The 17,061-nt window shown below is 70.9% G+C and carries 15 protein-coding genes; 9 read left to right on the top strand and 6 right to left on the bottom strand.

The window, feature by feature from the left end; genetic code table 11:
• Positions 1 to 49: 49 nt before the first annotated feature.
• Positions 50 to 661: a zinc-binding alcohol dehydrogenase gene (locus tag MHY30_RS06330; RefSeq protein WP_239276031.1), complete on the top strand. Its 612-nt coding sequence runs from the start codon at positions 50 to 52 to the stop codon at positions 659 to 661.
• 17 nt (positions 662 to 678) lie between these two features.
• Here the strand turns inward: MHY30_RS06330 and MHY30_RS06325 are convergent, their stop codons facing one another.
• Positions 679 to 1,014, bottom strand: coding sequence for a potassium transporter Trk (locus tag MHY30_RS06325; protein WP_239276030.1), 336 nt, complete (start codon positions 1,012 to 1,014; stop codon positions 679 to 681).
• A gap of 135 nt (positions 1,015 to 1,149) precedes the next feature.
• Positions 1,150 to 2,121, bottom strand: coding sequence for a LacI family DNA-binding transcriptional regulator (locus tag MHY30_RS06320; protein WP_239276029.1), 972 nt, complete (start codon positions 2,119 to 2,121; stop codon positions 1,150 to 1,152).
• Between the two features lie 145 nt (positions 2,122 to 2,266).
• Between MHY30_RS06320 and MHY30_RS06315 the strand changes: the two genes are divergently transcribed.
• Genes MHY30_RS06315 through MHY30_RS06290 form a run of 6 tightly spaced genes read left to right on the top strand, consistent with a single transcriptional unit; the run spans position 2,267 to position 9,108 of the window.
• On the top strand, positions 2,267 to 3,763 hold the full coding sequence (locus MHY30_RS06315) for a mannitol dehydrogenase family protein (RefSeq protein WP_239276028.1): 1,497 nt from the start codon (positions 2,267 to 2,269) through the stop codon (positions 3,761 to 3,763).
• Positions 3,764 to 3,807: 44 nt separating this feature from the next.
• Positions 3,808 to 4,812, top strand: a complete 1,005-nt coding sequence (locus MHY30_RS06310; RefSeq protein ID WP_239276027.1) for an L-idonate 5-dehydrogenase — start codon at positions 3,808 to 3,810, stop codon at positions 4,810 to 4,812.
• Positions 4,813 to 4,858: 46 nt separating this feature from the next.
• Positions 4,859 to 6,259, top strand: a complete 1,401-nt coding sequence (locus MHY30_RS06305; protein ID WP_239276026.1) for an MFS transporter — start codon at positions 4,859 to 4,861, stop codon at positions 6,257 to 6,259.
• A 59-nt stretch (positions 6,260 to 6,318) separates the two neighbouring features.
• Positions 6,319 to 7,545 (top strand): D-mannonate dehydratase ManD, encoded by a 1,227-nt coding sequence (manD, locus tag MHY30_RS06300; protein ID WP_239276025.1) that lies wholly within the window; start codon positions 6,319 to 6,321, stop codon positions 7,543 to 7,545.
• Positions 7,535 to 8,173, top strand: a complete 639-nt coding sequence (locus MHY30_RS06295) for a bifunctional 4-hydroxy-2-oxoglutarate aldolase/2-dehydro-3-deoxy-phosphogluconate aldolase (RefSeq protein WP_239276024.1) — start codon at positions 7,535 to 7,537, stop codon at positions 8,171 to 8,173. Before manD ends, MHY30_RS06295 begins: the two co-directional genes overlap by 11 nt.
• Positions 8,173 to 9,108 carry a sugar kinase gene (locus MHY30_RS06290; protein ID WP_239276023.1) on the top strand — a complete coding sequence of 312 codons (936 nt, stop codon included), beginning with the start codon at positions 8,173 to 8,175 and terminating at the stop codon, positions 9,106 to 9,108. The genes MHY30_RS06295 and MHY30_RS06290 overlap by 1 nt, the downstream gene beginning before the upstream one ends.
• A gap of 86 nt (positions 9,109 to 9,194) precedes the next feature.
• Here MHY30_RS06290 and MHY30_RS06285 read toward each other — a convergent pair whose 3' ends face one another.
• Positions 9,195 to 9,551 carry a sterol carrier family protein gene (locus MHY30_RS06285; RefSeq protein ID WP_239276022.1) on the bottom strand — a complete coding sequence of 119 codons (357 nt, stop codon included), beginning with the start codon at positions 9,549 to 9,551 and terminating at the stop codon, positions 9,195 to 9,197.
• Positions 9,552 to 10,312: 761 nt separating this feature from the next.
• Here MHY30_RS06285 and purD point away from each other — a divergent pair.
• Entirely contained in the window at positions 10,313 to 11,584 is a 1,272-nt protein-coding gene (gene purD / locus MHY30_RS06280) for a phosphoribosylamine--glycine ligase (RefSeq protein WP_239276021.1), read from the top strand.
• 194 nt (positions 11,585 to 11,778) lie between these two features.
• On the opposite strand, the gene MHY30_RS06275 is transcribed toward purD, so the two are convergent.
• The 3 genes from MHY30_RS06275 to MHY30_RS06265 form a co-directional block, all read right to left on the bottom strand.
• On the bottom strand, positions 11,779 to 13,317 hold the full coding sequence (locus MHY30_RS06275; RefSeq protein ID WP_239276020.1) for a DHA2 family efflux MFS transporter permease subunit: 1,539 nt from the start codon (positions 13,315 to 13,317) through the stop codon (positions 11,779 to 11,781).
• Positions 13,314 to 13,931, bottom strand: coding sequence for a PadR family transcriptional regulator (locus MHY30_RS06270; RefSeq protein ID WP_239276019.1), 618 nt, complete (start codon positions 13,929 to 13,931; stop codon positions 13,314 to 13,316). Before MHY30_RS06270 ends, MHY30_RS06275 begins: the two co-directional genes overlap by 4 nt.
• 372 nt (positions 13,932 to 14,303) lie before the next feature.
• Positions 14,304 to 16,007 carry a BCCT family transporter gene (locus MHY30_RS06265; protein ID WP_239276018.1) on the bottom strand — a complete coding sequence of 568 codons (1,704 nt, stop codon included), beginning with the start codon at positions 16,005 to 16,007 and terminating at the stop codon, positions 14,304 to 14,306.
• 92 nt (positions 16,008 to 16,099) lie between these two features.
• Here MHY30_RS06265 and MHY30_RS06260 point away from each other — a divergent pair, with 92 nt between their 5' ends.
• On the top strand, positions 16,100 to 17,056 hold the full coding sequence (locus MHY30_RS06260) for a phosphoribosylaminoimidazolesuccinocarboxamide synthase (RefSeq protein WP_239276017.1): 957 nt from the start codon (positions 16,100 to 16,102) through the stop codon (positions 17,054 to 17,056).
• Positions 17,057 to 17,061: the final 5 nt, after the last annotated feature.

Genomic DNA, 17,061 nt, shown 5'->3' with positions numbered 1-17,061 from the left:
CTGCGCAAGGACCGCCCCTCGGCGCCACGCGCGTCTTTACAATGGCGCCATGGTGGCCGGTCAGCCGGAGTGGGTGATCCGCGAGGACGCGGCGGTGCCCGTGCTGGTCGCGCTGTACCTGCGCCAGGTCTGCGGCATCCGGGCTCCCGACGAGGTGCCGCCCCTGCGCCGCGTGCCCGCCTACGAAGGTCCGCCCCGCTCCGAAGCCGAACAATCACTGCTCGAACGCGAGTGGCGTGAATTCTGGTCGATGACGGTCGAGCCGCTGGCTCATCCTTCGCCCGTGCCGCTCGAACTCGTCGAGGGCTTCGACGACCTGGTCGCATTGCCGACCGGGCGCGCGGACGTTCTGCGCGACGCGATCCTCCCCCACGCGACGCCGGCGGTCGAGTTCGCCCGCCACGCCCACGCCCGGTACGCGGGCGAGCAGACCGCGCGACCTGGCGTCTCCTACCGTGCGTATGCGAGCGCGATCGCCGAGCACGAACGGCGAGTCGGACGCCGGGCGCACTCATTCGAACTCAACGTGCAGGTCCTCCCGCTCGCGCAGCGCGGGGTGTGGTGGATCGGGTCACTGACGGTGGCGGTCACCGACGGCCTGCGCAGCGACGTCGTCGCCTTCGACACCGCCATCCATCCGATCATCGCCGAGCTGGCCTGACCGGCGACCCGCGACCGTCAGTAGCGGTAGCGCTCGTGATCGACGGCGACGTCGCGCACGCGACGCCCCACGACACGCTCGGAGACGAGGGCGGCGACCGCACCGAGCGTCGCGCCGATGACGACGCAGATGAGCGCGGTGAATCCGAAGACCTGCAGCTGCGTGTACACGACCTGGGTGTACGGGCTGATGTCGGCACCGTCGATCGCGAAGGTCAGGATGAGCGCAGCGAGGATGCCCAGGAGGGCCCCGGCCGCCAAGAAGACGCCGTACTTCGGGGCGCGCCGCACGCGCAGCGTGACGATCTCCTCGTGCACGAGGGGCTTGCGTTCAGGGGCGGGCTGCTCAGCCATGCTCACATTGTCCCACCACGGGGCCCGACGCGGGCCGCGAATGCGACGACGTCGAGGAGCTCGGGATGCCACCGCGGCGTCGGCGCGGTCGGCGGGAGGGCGGCTGCCGCGCGACGGCCGACGGCGTCGCGGAGATCAGGAGACGTCCGACCTCGGTGGGGCGGTGGAGCCGCGCACGATGAGCTGCGAGGGCAGTTCGGGCGGGTCATCGACGCCAGCACCGGTCAACAGGTTCAGGAGCAGCTCCACGGCGAGCGCGCCCGACCGCGCGATCGGCATCCGGACGGTCGTGAGGCTCGGCGTGACCGCACCGGCCAGATCGATGTCGTCGATGCCGACGATGCTGACGTCGGCCGGACACGTGCGGCCGAGATCCGCCAGCCCCGCTTCGAGCCCGAGCGCGACCAGGTCGTTGTAGGCGATGATCGCGGTGGCACCGCTCGCGGCGGCGGCGGCCGCCGCCGCGCGTCCTCCCTGGATCGAGGCAGCGTGGTGGCTGAGGCGGGTCAGCCCGATGCCGTATCGCTCGCAGGCGCGCTCCACCGTGTCTGCGCGGCGGTCGTCGGCCCAGGAACCGAGAGGACCTGAGGCATAGGCGATGCGGCGGTGACCGAGGGCCGCCAGATGCTCGACAGCCTGCGAGGGGCCGTGCTCGGCGTCCATGACGACGCTCACCGTTCCGCGGATCGAGCGGTTCACGACGACGGTCGGGGTATCGCCCAGCAGGGTGACGACCTCGGTTTCGGGGAGTCTCGGCGAGCACAGCAGCAAGCCGTCGAGGCGCCGCACCAGTTCGATCGACTCACGCTCGCGGCGCAGGTCTTCGTCGGTGTCGAAGAGGACGATCCGGTGACGACCGTGCCAGGCCTGCCCTTGAACGGCCTTGAGAAGCGTCGCGTACACGGGGTTGGCGGCATCCGGCACCACGACTCCGATGGTGCGGGTGCCGACGTTGGCCTGCGGCGTGGCGTACCCGAGTTCCGTGGCGGCACGGCGAACCCGATCGAGCGTCGACGAGGCCAGACGGTCGGGTTCGCTGAAGGCGCGGGACGCCGTTGCGATCGAGACGCCCGCGTGTTTGGCCACTTCCGTGAGACTCGTTGCCACCGCCGCCCCTTCCTGTCCAGGTCTCCATCATCGGTGATCGCCGAATGCAAATGTTTGACAAGTTTGCACAAAACCGTCAGAGTGCTTTCATGCCGATCATCGACGATCTCCCCGGGTCGACCTCCTGCACCGCCGGGGTCCCCGCATGAACGCCGCCTTGCACCGTGGTGCACACACCTCCGTCGCGGTTCCACCCGCCCTCTCCGGGCACGGGATCCTGCACCTCGGTCTGGGCAGCTTCCATCGCGCCCATCAGGCCGTCTACACCGCGGCCGCCCTGCGCGCCTCCGGCGGCGACTGGGGGATCATCGGCGTCGCCTCGCGCTCCCGCCGAATCGTCGACGCCCTGCACGCGCAGGACCACCTCTACTCCGTCGCCACGATCTCCCCCGAGGGCACCGCGCTCGATGTACCGGGCGTGCACACCGACTCGTACGTCGCCGCCGACGACCCGGGCCGGGTCGTCGCCGATCTCGCCGACCGCCGGGTCCGCATCGCGACCTTGACGGTGACGGAGAACGGCTACAGCTACTCCCCGTCGACGCAACGCCTCGATCTCACCGACCCGATCGTCGCCGCGGATCTGCGCGGAGGCGACCCCCGATCCACCATCGGTCAGCTCGCGCGGGGCCTGCAGCGACGTGCCCAGGCGGGCGCCGAGCCGATCGCCATCTTGAGTTGCGACAACCTCCTGTCCAACGGCACGCACACCGAGAAGCTCGTGCGGGCCTTCCTGCAGGAGCTCCCGGATACCGAAGGCGCCGACGCCCTGCGCTTCCTCGACGGAGCAGTGACGTTCCCCTCCAGCATGGTGGACCGCATCGTGCCGGCCACGACCCCCGACCTCGTGGAGCGCGTGAACACCCTGCTCGGCGTCCGCGACGACATCCCCGTACCGGCGGAGCCCTTCACGATGTGGGCGATCGAAGACCGGTTCGCGGGCGGCCGCCCCGCGTGGGAAGCCGGCGGCGCGGTCTTCACCGACGAGGTGGGGTCCTACGAGCTCCTCAAGGTGCGCCTTCTCAACGGCACGCACTCCCTCATCGCCTACCTCGGGGCCCTGCGCGGCGCGGCCACCATCCCGGATGCCATCGCCCAGCGCGAGATCGAAGCAGCTGCGGCCGCCGTCCTGCGCCGCGAGTACGAACCCTCCGTCGTCGCGCCGGCGGGAATCGACATCGCGCAGTACGAGCGCGACCTGTTCTCCCGGTGGGGCAACAGCGCGCTCGGGCACCGCACGAGCCAGGTCGGCTCGGACGGCTCGGTCAAGCTGGGCCAGCGCATCCCCGGGCCCGTCGCGCATGCGTTCGACGGCGGCGAGTTCCCGCACCTCATCGCGCTCACCGTCGCCGCGTATCTCGCGTGCATCGCCCCGCCCGCCGGGTTCGATCCCGGCCCGCACGCGGCCGCCATGACCGACCCCGCACGCGAGCGGCTGACGGCCGTTCCCGCACGAACCGGACGCGATCTCGCGGCACGCGCCATCGTCGACCTGCACCTGTTCGGCGAAGATCTCGCCGACCGCACGGTGTTCGTCGATCGCGTCGGCGACCTGGTCGACACCATCGTCCAGCGCGGTGTCGACAGCGCCATCGCCGAGAGCCTCGCGGCATCCGGAACGCTCGCGCCCACCACCCCCTGATCACCCCGGCGCTCCCGAGAGCGCGACGACACGAAGGAGACGCGATGAAGCTTCTCGCGATCCACGGCGCAGAAGACATTCGCTGGGAAGACCGTCCCGAGCCGCAGCCCGGCGACGGCGAGGTCCGCCTGCGCGTGCGGTACGTCGGCGTCTGCGGCTCCGACCTGCACTACTACTTCCACGGGAAGAACGGCGAGTACGCGGTGCGCGAGCCCCTCACCCCGGGCCACGAGCTGTCGGCCGAGGTCGACCTCGACCCGTCGGGGCGCCTCGCACCGGGCACCCCCGTGACGGTCCACCCCGCCCGCTTCGGCCCGTCCGTGCCCGGCCTGGAGGAGCGCCCCCACCTCCGCCCCGGCGGCGACTACCTGGGGAGCGCGGCGGCGTTCCCCCACCGTCAGGGCGGCGCGGCCGAGCTGCTCATCGTCGAGGAGCACATGGTGCGCGTCCTCCCCGAGGGGCTCCCCCTCGAGCGCGCGGCCCTGGCCGAGCCCCTCGCCGTCGCCCTGCACGCCGTGAACCTGGCCGGCGACCTGACAGGGAAGCGGGCGCTCGTCGTCGGCGCCGGCCCCATCGGCCTCCTCGTCGCTGCCGCCGCCGTGCACGCCGGCGCGGCGGTGGTCGGTGCGAGCGACGTCCGCCCCGAGCCCCTCGAGCGCGCCCGCGCGCTGGGCGCGACGGAAACGTTCCTGGTGGGAACCGACGACATCGCCGCCGAGTCCTTCGACATCATCTTCGAGTGCTCCGGCGTGGGGGTCGCGCTGACGCAAGCCGTGCGCGCCGCGCGCCGGGCCGGCACGGTCGTCCAGGTCGGCATGCTCCCCGACGCCCAGATCGGCGTCAACCTCGCGCCCCTGCTGGCCAAGGAACTCACGATTCGCGGCGCGTTCCGCTTCTCGACCGAGATCGACGACGCGATCGCGCTCCTGGCCTCCACCGACACCCTCGACTCGGTCATCTCGCACGTGGTCCCCGCCACCGACGCGGAGTCCGCGTTCGCCACGGCGCGCGACTCCTCGGCATCCGCCAAGGTCCTCCTCTCCCTCTGACCCACCGTCATCGCAGCACCCGTCATCACTACGAAGGAGTAATCCGATGAGCAGCTCTTCCCTGCCCGGCGTCGACGCGTCGGCTTCCCCGCCCACGGCCAAACGGTCCGTGGGCGACCTCGCCCGCGCCGCCGTCTCCGGTTGGCTCGGGACAGCGCTGGAGTTCATGGACTTCCAGCTCTACTCGCTGGCCGCCGCCCTGGTGTTCAGCCAGATCTTCTTCGCCGGCGGCGACGCCGCCATGGCGGTCGTGCTCGCGATGGCGACGTACGGTGTCGGCTACGTCGCCCGCCCGGTCGGCGCGTTCTTCTTCGCCCGCATCGGCGACAAGATCGGCCGCAAGCAGGTGCTGTTCTACACGATCCTGCTCATGGGTGCCGCGACCACGCTCATCGGCGTCCTGCCGACCTACGAGCAGGTCGGCATCCTCGCCCCGATCCTGCTGGTGATCCTGCGGCTGGCGCAGGGCTTCGGCGCGGGCGCCGAGATCTCGGGCGCCGGCGTCATGCTCGCCGAGTACGCCCCCGACAACCGCCGCGGCATCGTCGCCTCCCTCGTCGCCCTCGGAACGAACTGCGGCACGCTGTTCGCGTCCGGCATCTGGGCGATTTTGCTCGCCGTGATGATGGAGAGCGACGTCATCGCGTGGGGCTGGCGCATCCCCTTCATCGGCAGCGCCGTCATCATGCTGTTCGCCCTGTGGGTGCGCTTCAACCTCAAGGAGAGCCCCGTCTTCGAAGAGCGCACCGACGTCGTCGACGGCAAGGCGCTCTCCCGTGCAGAGCTGAAGAAGGTCGCCACCGAGACCAACGACATCCGCACCCTCGAGTCTCTGGAGCGCAAGCCCCTCAAGGCCGTGCTCGTGTCGTTCTTCCTGCGTTTCGGGCAGGCGGGCAACTCGGGCATCGTGCAGACGTACCTGATCTCGTTCATCACGATCACCCTGGCCGTGTCGAAGGAGGTCGGCCCCGAGGTCGTCATCGTCTCCTCGCTCCTCGGCTTCATCACCATCCCGGTGGTCGGCTGGCTGGGCGACCGGTTCGGTCGCCGTCGCATGTACATCGTCATGTCCGCGCTCTCGCTGGCGCTTATCGTCCCGACGCTGCTGTTGATCAACTCGCGGGAAGTGGGCTGGATCTTCGTCGGCTACGCGCTGATCCACAACATCTCGGTGCTGGGCCTGGCATCCATGGAGAACATCTCGATCCCCGAGATCTTCGGCGCCCGCAACCGGTACACGCTCACCGCCGTGGTGCGCGAGATCGCGGCCATCATCGCCACCGGCATCGGCCCGGTGATCGCGGCCGCCTGGGTGGCCGCGGCCACCGGCAGCATCGTGCCGATCATGGTGCTGATGGGCGTGTTCACCGCATCGGCCCTGGTCGCCGCTCTCGTGGCGCCGGAGTGGACCGGCCGCGACCTCACCGACCCGCGCGCGGCGATGTGATCCCCGGGGCGGGGCCGTCGCGTCCCCGCCCCTCCCCTTCTCGAACAGAAAGACCCCGCATGAGCATCGAGTCCGTCGACGTCGTCATCACCAGTCCCGGCCGGAACTTCGTCACCCTCAAGGTCGTCACCTCCGACGGCATCGTCGGATGGGGGGATGCCACGCTGAACGGCCGCGAGCTGTCGGTGGCGTCGTACCTCTCCGACCACGTCGCCTCGATGCTCGTCGGCCGCGACGAGGACCGCATCGAGGACACCTGGCAGTACCTGTACCGGGGTGCGTACTGGCGACGCGGACCCGTCACGATGGCCGCGATCGCCGCGGTGGACATGGCGCTGTGGGACATCAAGGCCAAGAAGGCGGGGATGCCGCTCTACCAGCTGCTCGGAGGGGCGAGCCGTGACGGCGTGCGCGTGTACGCCCACGCCTCCGGCACCGACTTCGAGGCCCTCACCAACGCGATCACGGGCTACCGGGAGCTGGGGTTCACCGCCGTGCGCGTGCAGACCGGCGTGCCGGGTCTGGGACAGATCTACGGCGTCTCGGCCGCGGGCCCGGGCGTGCGCTACGACTACGAGCCCGCGAAGCGCTCGGGCGACCGTCCCGCCGAGGAGACCTGGGACACCCGCCAGTACCTCAATCACATGCCCGGTGTGTTCGCGAAGATCCGCGAGGAGTTCGGCACCGACCTGCGCCTGCTCCACGACGGCCACCACCGGATGTCACCGATCGAGGCCGCTCGTTTCGCCAAAGACGTCGAACCGTACGACCTGTTCTGGCTCGAGGACTGCACGCCGAGCGAGGACCAGGCCGCCCTCCGCCTGGTGAGGCAGCACTCGACCACGCCGTTGGCCATCGGCGAGGTGTTCAACACCGTCTTCGACTACCAGACGCTCATCACCGAGCGCCTCATCGACTACGTCCGCTCCGCCGTGACGCACACGGGCGGCATCACCGCGATGAAGAAGCTCCTCGATTTCGCCGCGATCTACGGCATCCGATCCGGCATCCACGGACCCACCGACATCTCGCCGATCGGCATGGCAGCGGCCCTGCACCTCGACCTGGCGATCCACAACTTCGGCATCCAGGAGTACATGCCGCACAACGAGCAGACGCTCGAGGTGTTCCGCACCTCTTTCACCTTCGACCGCGGGTTCCTGCACCCCGGCGATGAGCCGGGACTCGGTGTCGAGCTCGACGAGGAGGCGGCGAGCGCCCACGAGTACACGAAGGCGTATCTGCCCGTGAACCGCCTGCTCGATGGGACCGTGCATGACTGGTGAGGCCCTCCCCGCACGCACCCTGGCGTCGCGGCTCGTCGTCGTCGCGCGGGCCGCGCGCGCCGAGGATTACGCGCCCGTGCTCGACACGCTGGCCGAGGCCGGCATCCGCAGCGTCGAGCTGACGCTGACCACCCCGGGCACCTTCGACCGGTTCGCCGACCTGCGTTCGCGCTTCGGCGACGCCCTCGATCTGGGCATCGGCACCGTGACGACTCCCGCGCAGCTCGAACGGGCCATCGAGGTCGGCGCAGAGTACGTCGTCACCCCCATCACCTCCGCGGCGCTCGTCGAGCGCGCGGTCGCGGCCGGTATGCCCATAGTGCCGGGCGGTCTCACCCCGACCGAGCTGTTCGCGTCGTGGTCGGCGGGAGCCTCGGCCGTCAAGATCTTCCCGGCCGGCCAGGTCGGCCCCGGCTACCTGTCCGATCTGCGAGGCCCGTTCCCCGACATCGCCGTCGTCCCCTCCGGAGGAGTGGATGCCGAGGGAGCGGCCGCCTGGCTCGCGGCGGGCGCCGTGGCGGTCAGCGTCGGCGGTCCCCTTCTCGGCGACGCGTTCCGGGGCGGCGACCGCGCCGGACTGCGCGCACGGGCCGCGCGATTCGTCGACGTGTGCGCGGGGGCTTCCTGATGCCCACGGTCATCACGCTCGGCGAGACCATGGCGCTCGCCCGAACGACGGAGATCGGATCGCTGCGCCACGCCGCGTCGCTCGCCCTCGGCATCGGCGGGGCCGAGAGCAACGTCGCGGTGGGCCTGCAGCGCCTCGGCATCACGACGTCGTGGCTCGGCCGCGTCGGCGATGACCCGCTCGGCGAACGCCTCGTCCGCGAGCTGCGCGGCGAGGGGCTGGACGTACGCGCCATCGTCGACGACGACGCACCCACGGGGCTGATGCTCAAGGAACGCCCGTCCGCGGCATCCACTGCCGTGCACTACTACCGGCGCGGATCGGCCGGCTCCCGCCTGACCACCGCGGACGTTCCGGACGGATGGATCGAGGGCGCCGACCTCCTGCACGTGACCGGGATCACCCCGTTGCTGTCCGACGGCGCGCACGCCGCGATCGTCGCGTCGGTCGAGCGCGCCCACGCTGCCGGTGTGCCGGTGAGCTTCGACGTCAACTACCGTTCGGCCCTCGCCTCCCCCGAGGTCGCGGGACCGATCCTCCGCGGGGTCGCGGAGCGCGCGACCCTGGTGTTCGGCGGCGCGGACGAGCTCGCGCTCCTCGGAGCGGATGCCGAGGGCGGGCTGCTCACGGCCGGCGTGGAGCAGGTGATCGTCAAGCGCGGACCCGAAGGAGCTGCCGTCGTCACGAGGACGGGCGTCACGCAGTCCCCCGGATTCGTCATCGACCCTCTCGACACGGTCGGTGCCGGCGACGCGTTCGTCGCCGGCTACCTCAGCGCGTTCCTGGAGGGGCGCGACACCGCCGACGCGCTCGTGCGCGCCAACGCGTGCGGGGCGATGGCGTGTCTCGTGCCCGGCGATTGGGAAGCGGCCCCGACCCGGCGCGAGCTCGAGCAATTCCTCCGGGGCGACGGCGGAGACCCCGTCCGGCGCTGACGCGATGCGCGCTTGCCGGCCGCCGCGTGGCCGCGGCACGAGTGCGCGGCGCCTCGGGCGGCGCGGGGGTACGCCCAGCCGGCGCGCTACGGACGCAGCGGCAGCAGCGCGCTGAGGTCGGCGCGCACACCGGAGGCGACGATGCGCCCGGAGGCGGCGGCATCCGCCCAGCTCTCGGCTCCCGTGGCGACGGCGATCCAGGTCGCGGCGTCGGTCTCGACCACGTTGGGCGGCGTGCCCCGGGTGTGACGAGGACCCTCGATCACCTGCACGGCGCCGAAGGGGGGCACACGCATCTCGACCGAGTTGCCGGGAGCCTTCTCGACCAGCAACTGCAGCAGGTAGCGCACGGCGGTCGCCGTCGCGGCGCGAGGCGCCCCTCCCGCAGCGACGACGGCGAGCGCGGCGCGGCCGTCTCCGGTGTCGATGCGGCGGGGAGGCATGGCATCCACGCTACCCGCGAGCTGCGGCCCGGCGGGCGCATCCCCCGGGGCGGTGTCCGAGACGCGGGGGTGCGGGCGCGGGGGCGAACCCCCGATTCGGTGTCAGACATGCGGGCGCGGGGGGCGAACCCCCGATTCGGTGTCCAAGACACGCGGACGCGGGCACGAAGAGTCCGCGTGTCCTGGACACTCAACGCGCCGGAAGGCGGGAGGCGGTGCGTTCAGCCCGCGGCGGCGCGCGCATCCCCGAGGTGAGTGTCCGAGACACGCGGACGCGCGCACGGAGTGTCCGCGTGTTTTGGACACTCAACGCGGCGGAAGGCGCTGGGCCGTGGGTATGGCACGCGGCGGAAGGCGCATCCCCGGTCCGCTATCCAAGACACGCGGACGCAGGCGCGTCCTCCCGATTCGGTGTCCAAAACACGCGGACGCGGGCGCGTCCCCCGCTTCGGTGTCCAAAACACGCGGGCGCCGGCGCGAAGTGTCCGCGTGTCCTGGACACTCAACGCGGCGGAAGGCGGTGGGCCGTGGGCGTGACCCGCGGGTGCGGGCGCATCTCCGACTTGAGTGTCCAAGACACGCGGATGCGCACGCGAAGAGTCCGCGTGTCCTGGACACTCAACGGCGCGGGACGCGGCCGCGGGAGGCGGGACGCGGCCGCGGGAGGCGGGACGCGGCCGCGGGAGGCGGGACGCGGCGGCGGGAGGCGGTGCGTTCGGCCCGCGGCGGCGGGCGCGACAGGCGGTCGATAGGCTGGCGGCGTGAGAATCCTGGTCCTCGGTTCGGGCGCGCGCGAGCACGCCATCATCCTCGCCTTGCGCTCCGAAGAGGTCTCGCACGCGATCTACGCCGCCCCGGGCAACGCCGGCATCGCCCGCGACGCGCACGTCGTCGAGCTCAACGCCAACGACCCCGCCGCCGTCACGGAGTTCGCGCAGACCGAGTCGATCGACCTCGTCGTGATCGGCCCCGAGGCTCCCCTCGTGGCGGGCGTCGCCGACGCGCTGCGCGAGCGCGGCATCCCGGTCTTCGGTCCGGGCAAGGCGGCGGCGCAGCTCGAGGGTTCGAAGACGTACGCCAAGCGGATCATGGATGCCGCGGGCGTGCCGACCGGACGAGCCGTGCGCGCGCACGATCTCGCCGGGGTCGAGGCGGCGCTCGACGAGCTCGGCGCCCCGCACGTGGTCAAGGCCGACGGGCTCGCCGCGGGCAAGGGCGTCATCGTCACGTCCGACCGCGCCGCCGCCCTCGCGCATGCCGAGGCGTATCTGCCGACCGGTCCCGTTCTCATCGAGGAGTTCCTCGCCGGCCCCGAGGTCTCGTTGTTCTTCCTCAGCGACGGCGACAGCGTCCTGCCCCTCAGCCCCGCGCAGGACTTCAAGCGCCTGCGCGATGGCGACGAGGGCCCGAACACCGGCGGGATGGGGGCGTATTCACCCCTGCCCTGGCTGGCGCAGCGCTTCGGCGGCGAAGAGGAGTTCGTCGACCAGGTCACCCGCGAGATCGCGGAGCCGGTGATCCGACAGATGGATGCCGAGGGCACCCCGTTCATCGGACTGCTGTACGCCGGGCTCATCCTCACCGAGGCGGGTGTGAAGGTCATCGAGTTCAACGCCCGCTTTGGCGACCCCGAGACTCAGGTCGTGTTGCCGCGCCTCATCGACCCTCTGTCGACGCTGCTCATGGCCGCGGCGTCCGGCACCCTGGAGGACCAGCCGCGTCCCGCTTTCGCCGAGGCGACCGCAGTCACCGTGGTGCTGGCGAGCGAGGGGTACCCCGAGGCGCCGATCACCGGCCGCCCCCTCCGCGGTCTCGACGACGCCGAAGAGGTCGACGGGGTGCACCTCGCGCACGCTGCGACCATGCTGCGCGGCGGCGAACTCCACGCAACCGGGGGCCGGGTGCTCAACGTCGTCGCGCTGGGGACGACGTTCCGCGAGGCCCGCACCGCCGCGTACGAGGCCCTCGGTCGCATCGGTCTCGAGGGCGGCCAGTACCGCTCCGACATCGCCGTACGCGTCGTGGAGGACTGACCCCGCCCGTTCTGGCCCGCGAGACGTCATCGCGCCGACGAAACGCCCGCAGCCTGCGCGGCGGGCGTCAGCGCAATGAAGTCTCGGCGACCCCGGGGCGCCGGAGAGACGTCATCGCGCCGACGAAACGCCCGCAGCTGTCACGGCAGTCGTCAGCGCAATGAAGTCTCGTCCAACCCCGGGGGCCGGCGGGCTTACTCGCCGGCGGATGCCGGGGCGCCCTGTGCCGCGGCGGGCGCGGCGTCCCGCGGCGAGCCGTGCGGCCGGATCACCGACGGGCGCCGCATGAACAGCACCGCGATCAGCCCCAGGCAGATCACCGCGATCGGCAACAGCAGCGCCTGACCCATGGCGGTGGAGAACCCTTCCACCACCGGGGCCGGGAGCGTCCCGGAACCGAAGCTCTCCGCGGCATCCCCCGCCCCCGGCAGGTTCACCTCGAGGCGCGCCTGCATGAAGGCGGCGATGGATGCCGAACCGACCACCGACCCGACGGTACGGGTCGTGTTGTAGATGCCTGCGCCGGCACCGGCTTGACGAGGCGGCAGGTTGCGGGTCGCGGTGGTGGCGAGCGGACCCCACATGCCGGCGTTTCCCACACCCATCAGCGCGGACGGGATGAGGAACGCCCAGATGGGCGCATCGCCGAAGATGAGCACGGCGTACAGCACCAGCGAACCGCCCACGAGCAGCAGCCCCGGCACGAGCAGGAAGCGCGGGTCGGTGCGGTCGAGCAGCTTTCCAGCGGACGGGGCCAGCGCGCCGGAGAGAATCGCCAGCGGGATCAGCAGCAGCGCCGACTCGGTCGGCGTCAGTCCGCGCGCGAGCTGCAGGTAGAACATCTGTGGGAGCGCCATGCTGGTGACGGTGAAGCCGACCGCGGCGATCGCGAGGTTCGCGATCGAGAAGTTCCGGTCACGGAACAGGTCGAGCGGCACGAGGGGCTCGCTGGTCGTGCGGGCCTGCGTCCACACGAACAGCCCCATCACCAGCACGCCGGCGACGACCATGACCCAGATCCACGCGGCCCAGTCGAAGTGCTCGCCCTCCTGCAGCCCGAAGACGATGAGGAAGAGACCGACGGCGCTGAGGGCGACCCCCAGAAGGTCGAACTTGTGCGTCGACGTGGGCAGCTGCGGCACGAGCACCAGCGCCGCGATGAAGCCGATGATCCCGACGGGGATGTTGATGAAGAAGATCCACTCCCACCCGAGTCCGTCGACGAGCAGACCGCCGGCGAGAGGGCCGACGAGCGTCGCCACGCCGGCGGTGGCTCCCCACAGCCCCATGGCCGCCCCGCGGCGCTGGGGCGGGAACGTGCGGGTGATGACGGCCATGGTCTGCGGCGTCATGAGCGCGGCGCCGAGACCCTGAACGGCACGCGCGATGATCAGCGTCTCGAGCGAGGTCGCGAGACCGCACGCGAGCGAGGCGAGGGTGAAGATCGCCAGGCCCACGAGGTAGATGTTCTTGGGGCCGAAGCGATCGCCGAGGCGTCCGGTGACCGGGAGCGGGACGGCGTAGGTGAGCAGGTAGGCGCTCGTGACCCACACGACGTTGTCGAGGTTGTTGGTCGAGGGGTCCAGGGCCGCCTTGATGGCCGGGTTGGCCACCGAGACGATCGTCGTGTCGACGAGGATCATGAAGAAGCCGATGACGAGCGCCCAGAGGGCGGGCCACGGGCTGCGTTCGGGCGGAGCGGATGCCACGGATGCGGCGCGGGAGTCGGTCATGCGGGGGTCTCCTTCGAGACGCGGAATCGTTCGGGGTGAGAAGGGCCGTCGACACCCCAGGGGAGGGTGCCGTCGGTAAGGCTCCGGTGCAGCGCGTCCTGCCACGCGAGCTCGGCGTCGAGGAGAGCGGCCTGCCGCTCCACCTCGACCATGTACTGGCGCGCGACGGCGCGCTCGCGCGCCCGGGCGAGCCCCGCACGGTGCTCCGCCAGCGAAGCGACGAGGAGTTCCCGGCGCCGGTCGAGGAGGGCGACGACGTCGTCGCGATCGAGGTTGTGGGCTTCGGCGAGCGCGACCCGGAAATCACTCGGCCGGTCGATCTGCGGCAGCTCCGCCCGCACCCAGGCCTCCACGGCATCCCGGCCCGCGTCGAGCAGCGTGTACGTCGTGCGCTCGGGACGGTTGCCCTCGCGGTCGACGCCCACCTCGGCGATGAGGCCGTCCCGTTCGAGGCGGGCGATCGTGTGGTAGGTCGTACCCTTCTGCAGCGGGACCAGGCGGTCGTCGCGGCGATCGCGCAGCAGTCGCAGCATCTCGTACGGATGCATGTCTCCCTCGCGGAGGGTCGCCAAGAGCATGACCGCGAGCGGCGTGAGGCGCGTGCTGTCCGGCATCCACCCCTCCATGGTCCTTGTCGACTAGTCCACATGGACTATAACGCATTGCGGGCGCATCATGGGCGGTGCGGAGGACGCGAGCGCGCGGCGAGCGCGGCGCCCGGCCGGACCCCCGTTCGGTGTCCACAACACGCGGACAACCCCGCGAAGCATCCGCGTGTCCTGGACACTCAACACGGCACGCGGGCGCGCGGGCACGCCGCGAGCGCCCGTGTCACGCGGGGGCGTTACGACCCCCGGCTCAGTGTCCACAACACGCGGACGACCCCGCGAGGCATCCGCGTGTCTTGGACACTCGACACGCCACACCGGCGCACGCACGACGCGGGCGCGCGGGCGCGCCGCGAGCGCCCGTGTCACGCGGGGGCGTTACGACCCGTCGGCGTCGGTCGCGGACGCGCGGCGCTGCCGCCACCACGCGGGTAACCCGAAGATGCCGCGTTGGTTGGCCTCTTCGACCTCGAGGCCGTAGTGCTCGCCGATCTGGTCGCGGAACCGGGCCCGCTGGACGCGGTCGTACGCCTTGATCTCACGCCGGAACGCCACGACCGTGGCCCAGCAGATGGCGAGCAGCACGAGACTGAACGGCAGCGCGATACTGATCGCCGCGGTCTGCAGGGCCGTCAGTCCGCCCGCGATGAGCAGCGCGAGCGCGATCACCGACGTCGCGAGCGTGAAGAAGATACGGGTCCACCGCGGGGGCGTCTCCTCCCCGCCCGTGGCGATCATGCTCATCACCAGCGCGCCCGAGTCGGCCGAGGTGATGAAGAAGATCCCGATGAGGATCAGGAATCCGACGGTCAGAATCGCCGAACCGGGCACCGTCTCCAGCAGCTGGAACAGCGCCGTCGAGACATCCACCGTTCCGTCCTCGCCGACGAAGGTCGCCGATCCCGTCAGCTCTGCGTAGATCGCCGATCCACCGAGCACCGTGAACCACAGGATGCCGACGAGCGTGGGCACCAGGATCACGCCGGTGACGAACTCCCGCACCGTGCGTCCGCGCGAGATGCGCGCGATGAAGATTCCGACGAAGGGGGCCCACGAGATCCACCAGCCCCAGTAGAACGCGGTCCACGCGCCCTGCCAGGCCACGCCGGCTTCGCCGGAATACGCGCTCACGGTGAAGGACAGACCGATGAAGTTCTGGATGTAGTTGCCGATGGACTGCACGACATCGCGCAGGAGGAACTCGGTGGGTCCGACGAACAGCAGGAACAGCATGAGCAAACCGGCGAGCACGAGGTTGATGTTCGACAGCCACTTCATTCCGCGGCCGACGCCGGACAGCACGGAGAACAGCACGAAACCGGTGATGATGCCGATAAGGATCGCCTGACTGACGATGGTGGTGGGCACCACGTTCAGGAACTCGAGGCCGGCGCTGATCTGGATGACGCCGAGACCGAGCGAGGTCGCGACGCCGAAGAGCGTGCCGACGAGAGCGGCGACGTCGATGGCGTTCCCCCACGCGCCCTGCACGAGCCGCGCCCCCAGGATCGGCTCGAGGGCCCAGCGGATCGTCCGGGGGCGCTTTCGCCGATGGAAGGCGTAGGCCAGCGCGAGTCCCAGCACGACGTAGATCGACCACGCGTGCACGCCCCAGTGGAGGAACGTCTGCGACATGGCTTGCTGCGCGAGCTCGGTCTCGGTTCCCTCCACGCCGGGCCGGGGCGACGCGAAGTGGCTGAGCGGCTCGCTCACCCCGTAGAACACCAGCCCGATACCCATGCCCGCGGCGAAGAGCAGCGCGAACCACGACATCGTCGAGAACTCCGGCTCGTCGTCGTCCGCGCCGAGCTTGATGCGGCCGAAGCGGCTGAAGCCCATGGTCAGCGCGAACACGACGAAGAACGCCGCGATGAGCACGTAGTACCAGTTGAACGCCGAGACGATCGCGGTCTGCAACGTACCGAACGCCGCTTCCGCGGCGGAAGGGAACAGGAGCGCGAACGCGATGAACACGAGCGCGATCGCGGCGGCGGGCCAGAAGACCCACCCGCGGAGGGTGCGGTGCGTGCTTCCGGCGTGCGGATCGACGGATGCCTCGGTGTCGGGTTTCGCCTCGGTCATTCTTCGACGGTACCTACTTGCCGTGGGAGGACAGGGGGGCGGGCGCCGCACGCCCCGATGTGGCAAAATCTGTGTCCTCACGGCCATCGGCCATGCGAACGACCCGCGATAATGAGCGGGTGATCCCCGCTCCCCCTCCCGCCCTCGACGGCTGGCGCCACGTCTACTCGGGCAAGGTCCGCGACCTCTACGTCCCCGCCGACACCGCCGAAGGGGGCCAGCCGGCGCACCTGCTGGTCGTCGCGAGCGACCGGGTCAGCGCCTTCGACCACGTCCTGAGCCCCGGCATCCCCGACAAGGGCGTGCTGCTGACGACACTCAGCCTGTGGTGGTTCGATCAGCTGGCGGGTGCTGACGGGGAACATGGCATCCCGAACCACCTGGCGGCCGACCACATCCTCGTGGGCGACGAACCGCACGAGCTGATTCCGGATGCCGTGCGCGGACGCGCCATGATCGTGCGGTCGCTCGACATGCAACCGATCGAATGCGTCGTGCGCGGCTACCTCACCGGCTCGGGCTGGGCCGAGTACCAGGCGACGCGCACGGTGTGCGGCATCCCGCTTCCCGAGGGTCTTCGCGACGGCGACCGTCTGCCTGAGCCGCTGTACACGCCGGCGTACAAGGCTCCGATGGGAGAGCACGACGAGAACATCACGTTCGAGCGTTCGGTCGAGCTCGTCGGCGAAGACACTGCGGCTGCGCTGCGCGACGTGTCGCTCGAGATCTACCGGCGGGCTTCCGCGACGGCCGAGGAGCGCGGGCTGATCCTCGCCGACACGAAGTTCGAGTTCGGGTTTGACGCCGAGGGCGTGCTGACGCTGGCCGACGAGGTGCTGACGTCGGACTCGTCGCGCTATTGGGATGCCGAGTCCTGGCGCACGGGCACGACCCCCGCCGCGCGCATGGCGAGCTTCGACAAGCAGATCGTCCGGGACTGGCTGGCCGCCCACTGGGACAAGCAGGGCGAGCCCCCCACCCTCCCCGACGACATCGTGACGCGCACGCGCGCCCGCTACGCCGAACTGCTCGAGCGCCTGACGTCCTGAGGCCC

The organism is Microbacterium sp. ACRRU (assembly GCF_022346945.1).
In the GTDB taxonomy this organism is placed as follows: Bacteria; Actinomycetota; Actinomycetes; order Actinomycetales; family Microbacteriaceae; genus Microbacterium; species Microbacterium mcarthurae.
Note: the sequence above shows the minus strand (reverse complement) of the source record. Positions and strands in the feature narration are given on the sequence as shown.

Bases quoted from the DNA above. Each gene is read 5' to 3' on its own strand.
- MHY30_RS06330 (WP_239276031.1), top strand. From the start codon at position 50: ATGGTGGCCGGTCAGCCGGAGTGGGTGATCCGCGAGGACGCGGCGGTG.
- MHY30_RS06325 (WP_239276030.1), bottom strand. From the start codon at position 1,014: ATGGCTGAGCAGCCCGCCCCTGAACGCAAGCCCCTCGTGCACGAGGAG.
- MHY30_RS06315 (WP_239276028.1), top strand. From the start codon at position 2,267: ATGAACGCCGCCTTGCACCGTGGTGCACACACCTCCGTCGCGGTTCCA.
- MHY30_RS06310 (WP_239276027.1), top strand. From the start codon at position 3,808: ATGAAGCTTCTCGCGATCCACGGCGCAGAAGACATTCGCTGGGAAGAC.
- MHY30_RS06305 (WP_239276026.1), top strand. From the start codon at position 4,859: ATGAGCAGCTCTTCCCTGCCCGGCGTCGACGCGTCGGCTTCCCCGCCC.
- manD (WP_239276025.1), top strand. From the start codon at position 6,319: ATGAGCATCGAGTCCGTCGACGTCGTCATCACCAGTCCCGGCCGGAAC.
- MHY30_RS06295 (WP_239276024.1), top strand. From the start codon at position 7,535: ATGACTGGTGAGGCCCTCCCCGCACGCACCCTGGCGTCGCGGCTCGTC.
- MHY30_RS06290 (WP_239276023.1), top strand. From the start codon at position 8,173: ATGCCCACGGTCATCACGCTCGGCGAGACCATGGCGCTCGCCCGAACG.
- MHY30_RS06285 (WP_239276022.1), bottom strand. From the start codon at position 9,551: ATGCCTCCCCGCCGCATCGACACCGGAGACGGCCGCGCCGCGCTCGCC.
- MHY30_RS06275 (WP_239276020.1), bottom strand. From the start codon at position 13,317: ATGACCGACTCCCGCGCCGCATCCGTGGCATCCGCTCCGCCCGAACGC.
- MHY30_RS06270 (WP_239276019.1), bottom strand. From the start codon at position 13,931: ATGCCGGACAGCACGCGCCTCACGCCGCTCGCGGTCATGCTCTTGGCG.
- MHY30_RS06265 (WP_239276018.1), bottom strand. From the start codon at position 16,007: ATGACCGAGGCGAAACCCGACACCGAGGCATCCGTCGATCCGCACGCC.
- MHY30_RS06260 (WP_239276017.1), top strand. From the start codon at position 16,100: ATGCGAACGACCCGCGATAATGAGCGGGTGATCCCCGCTCCCCCTCCC.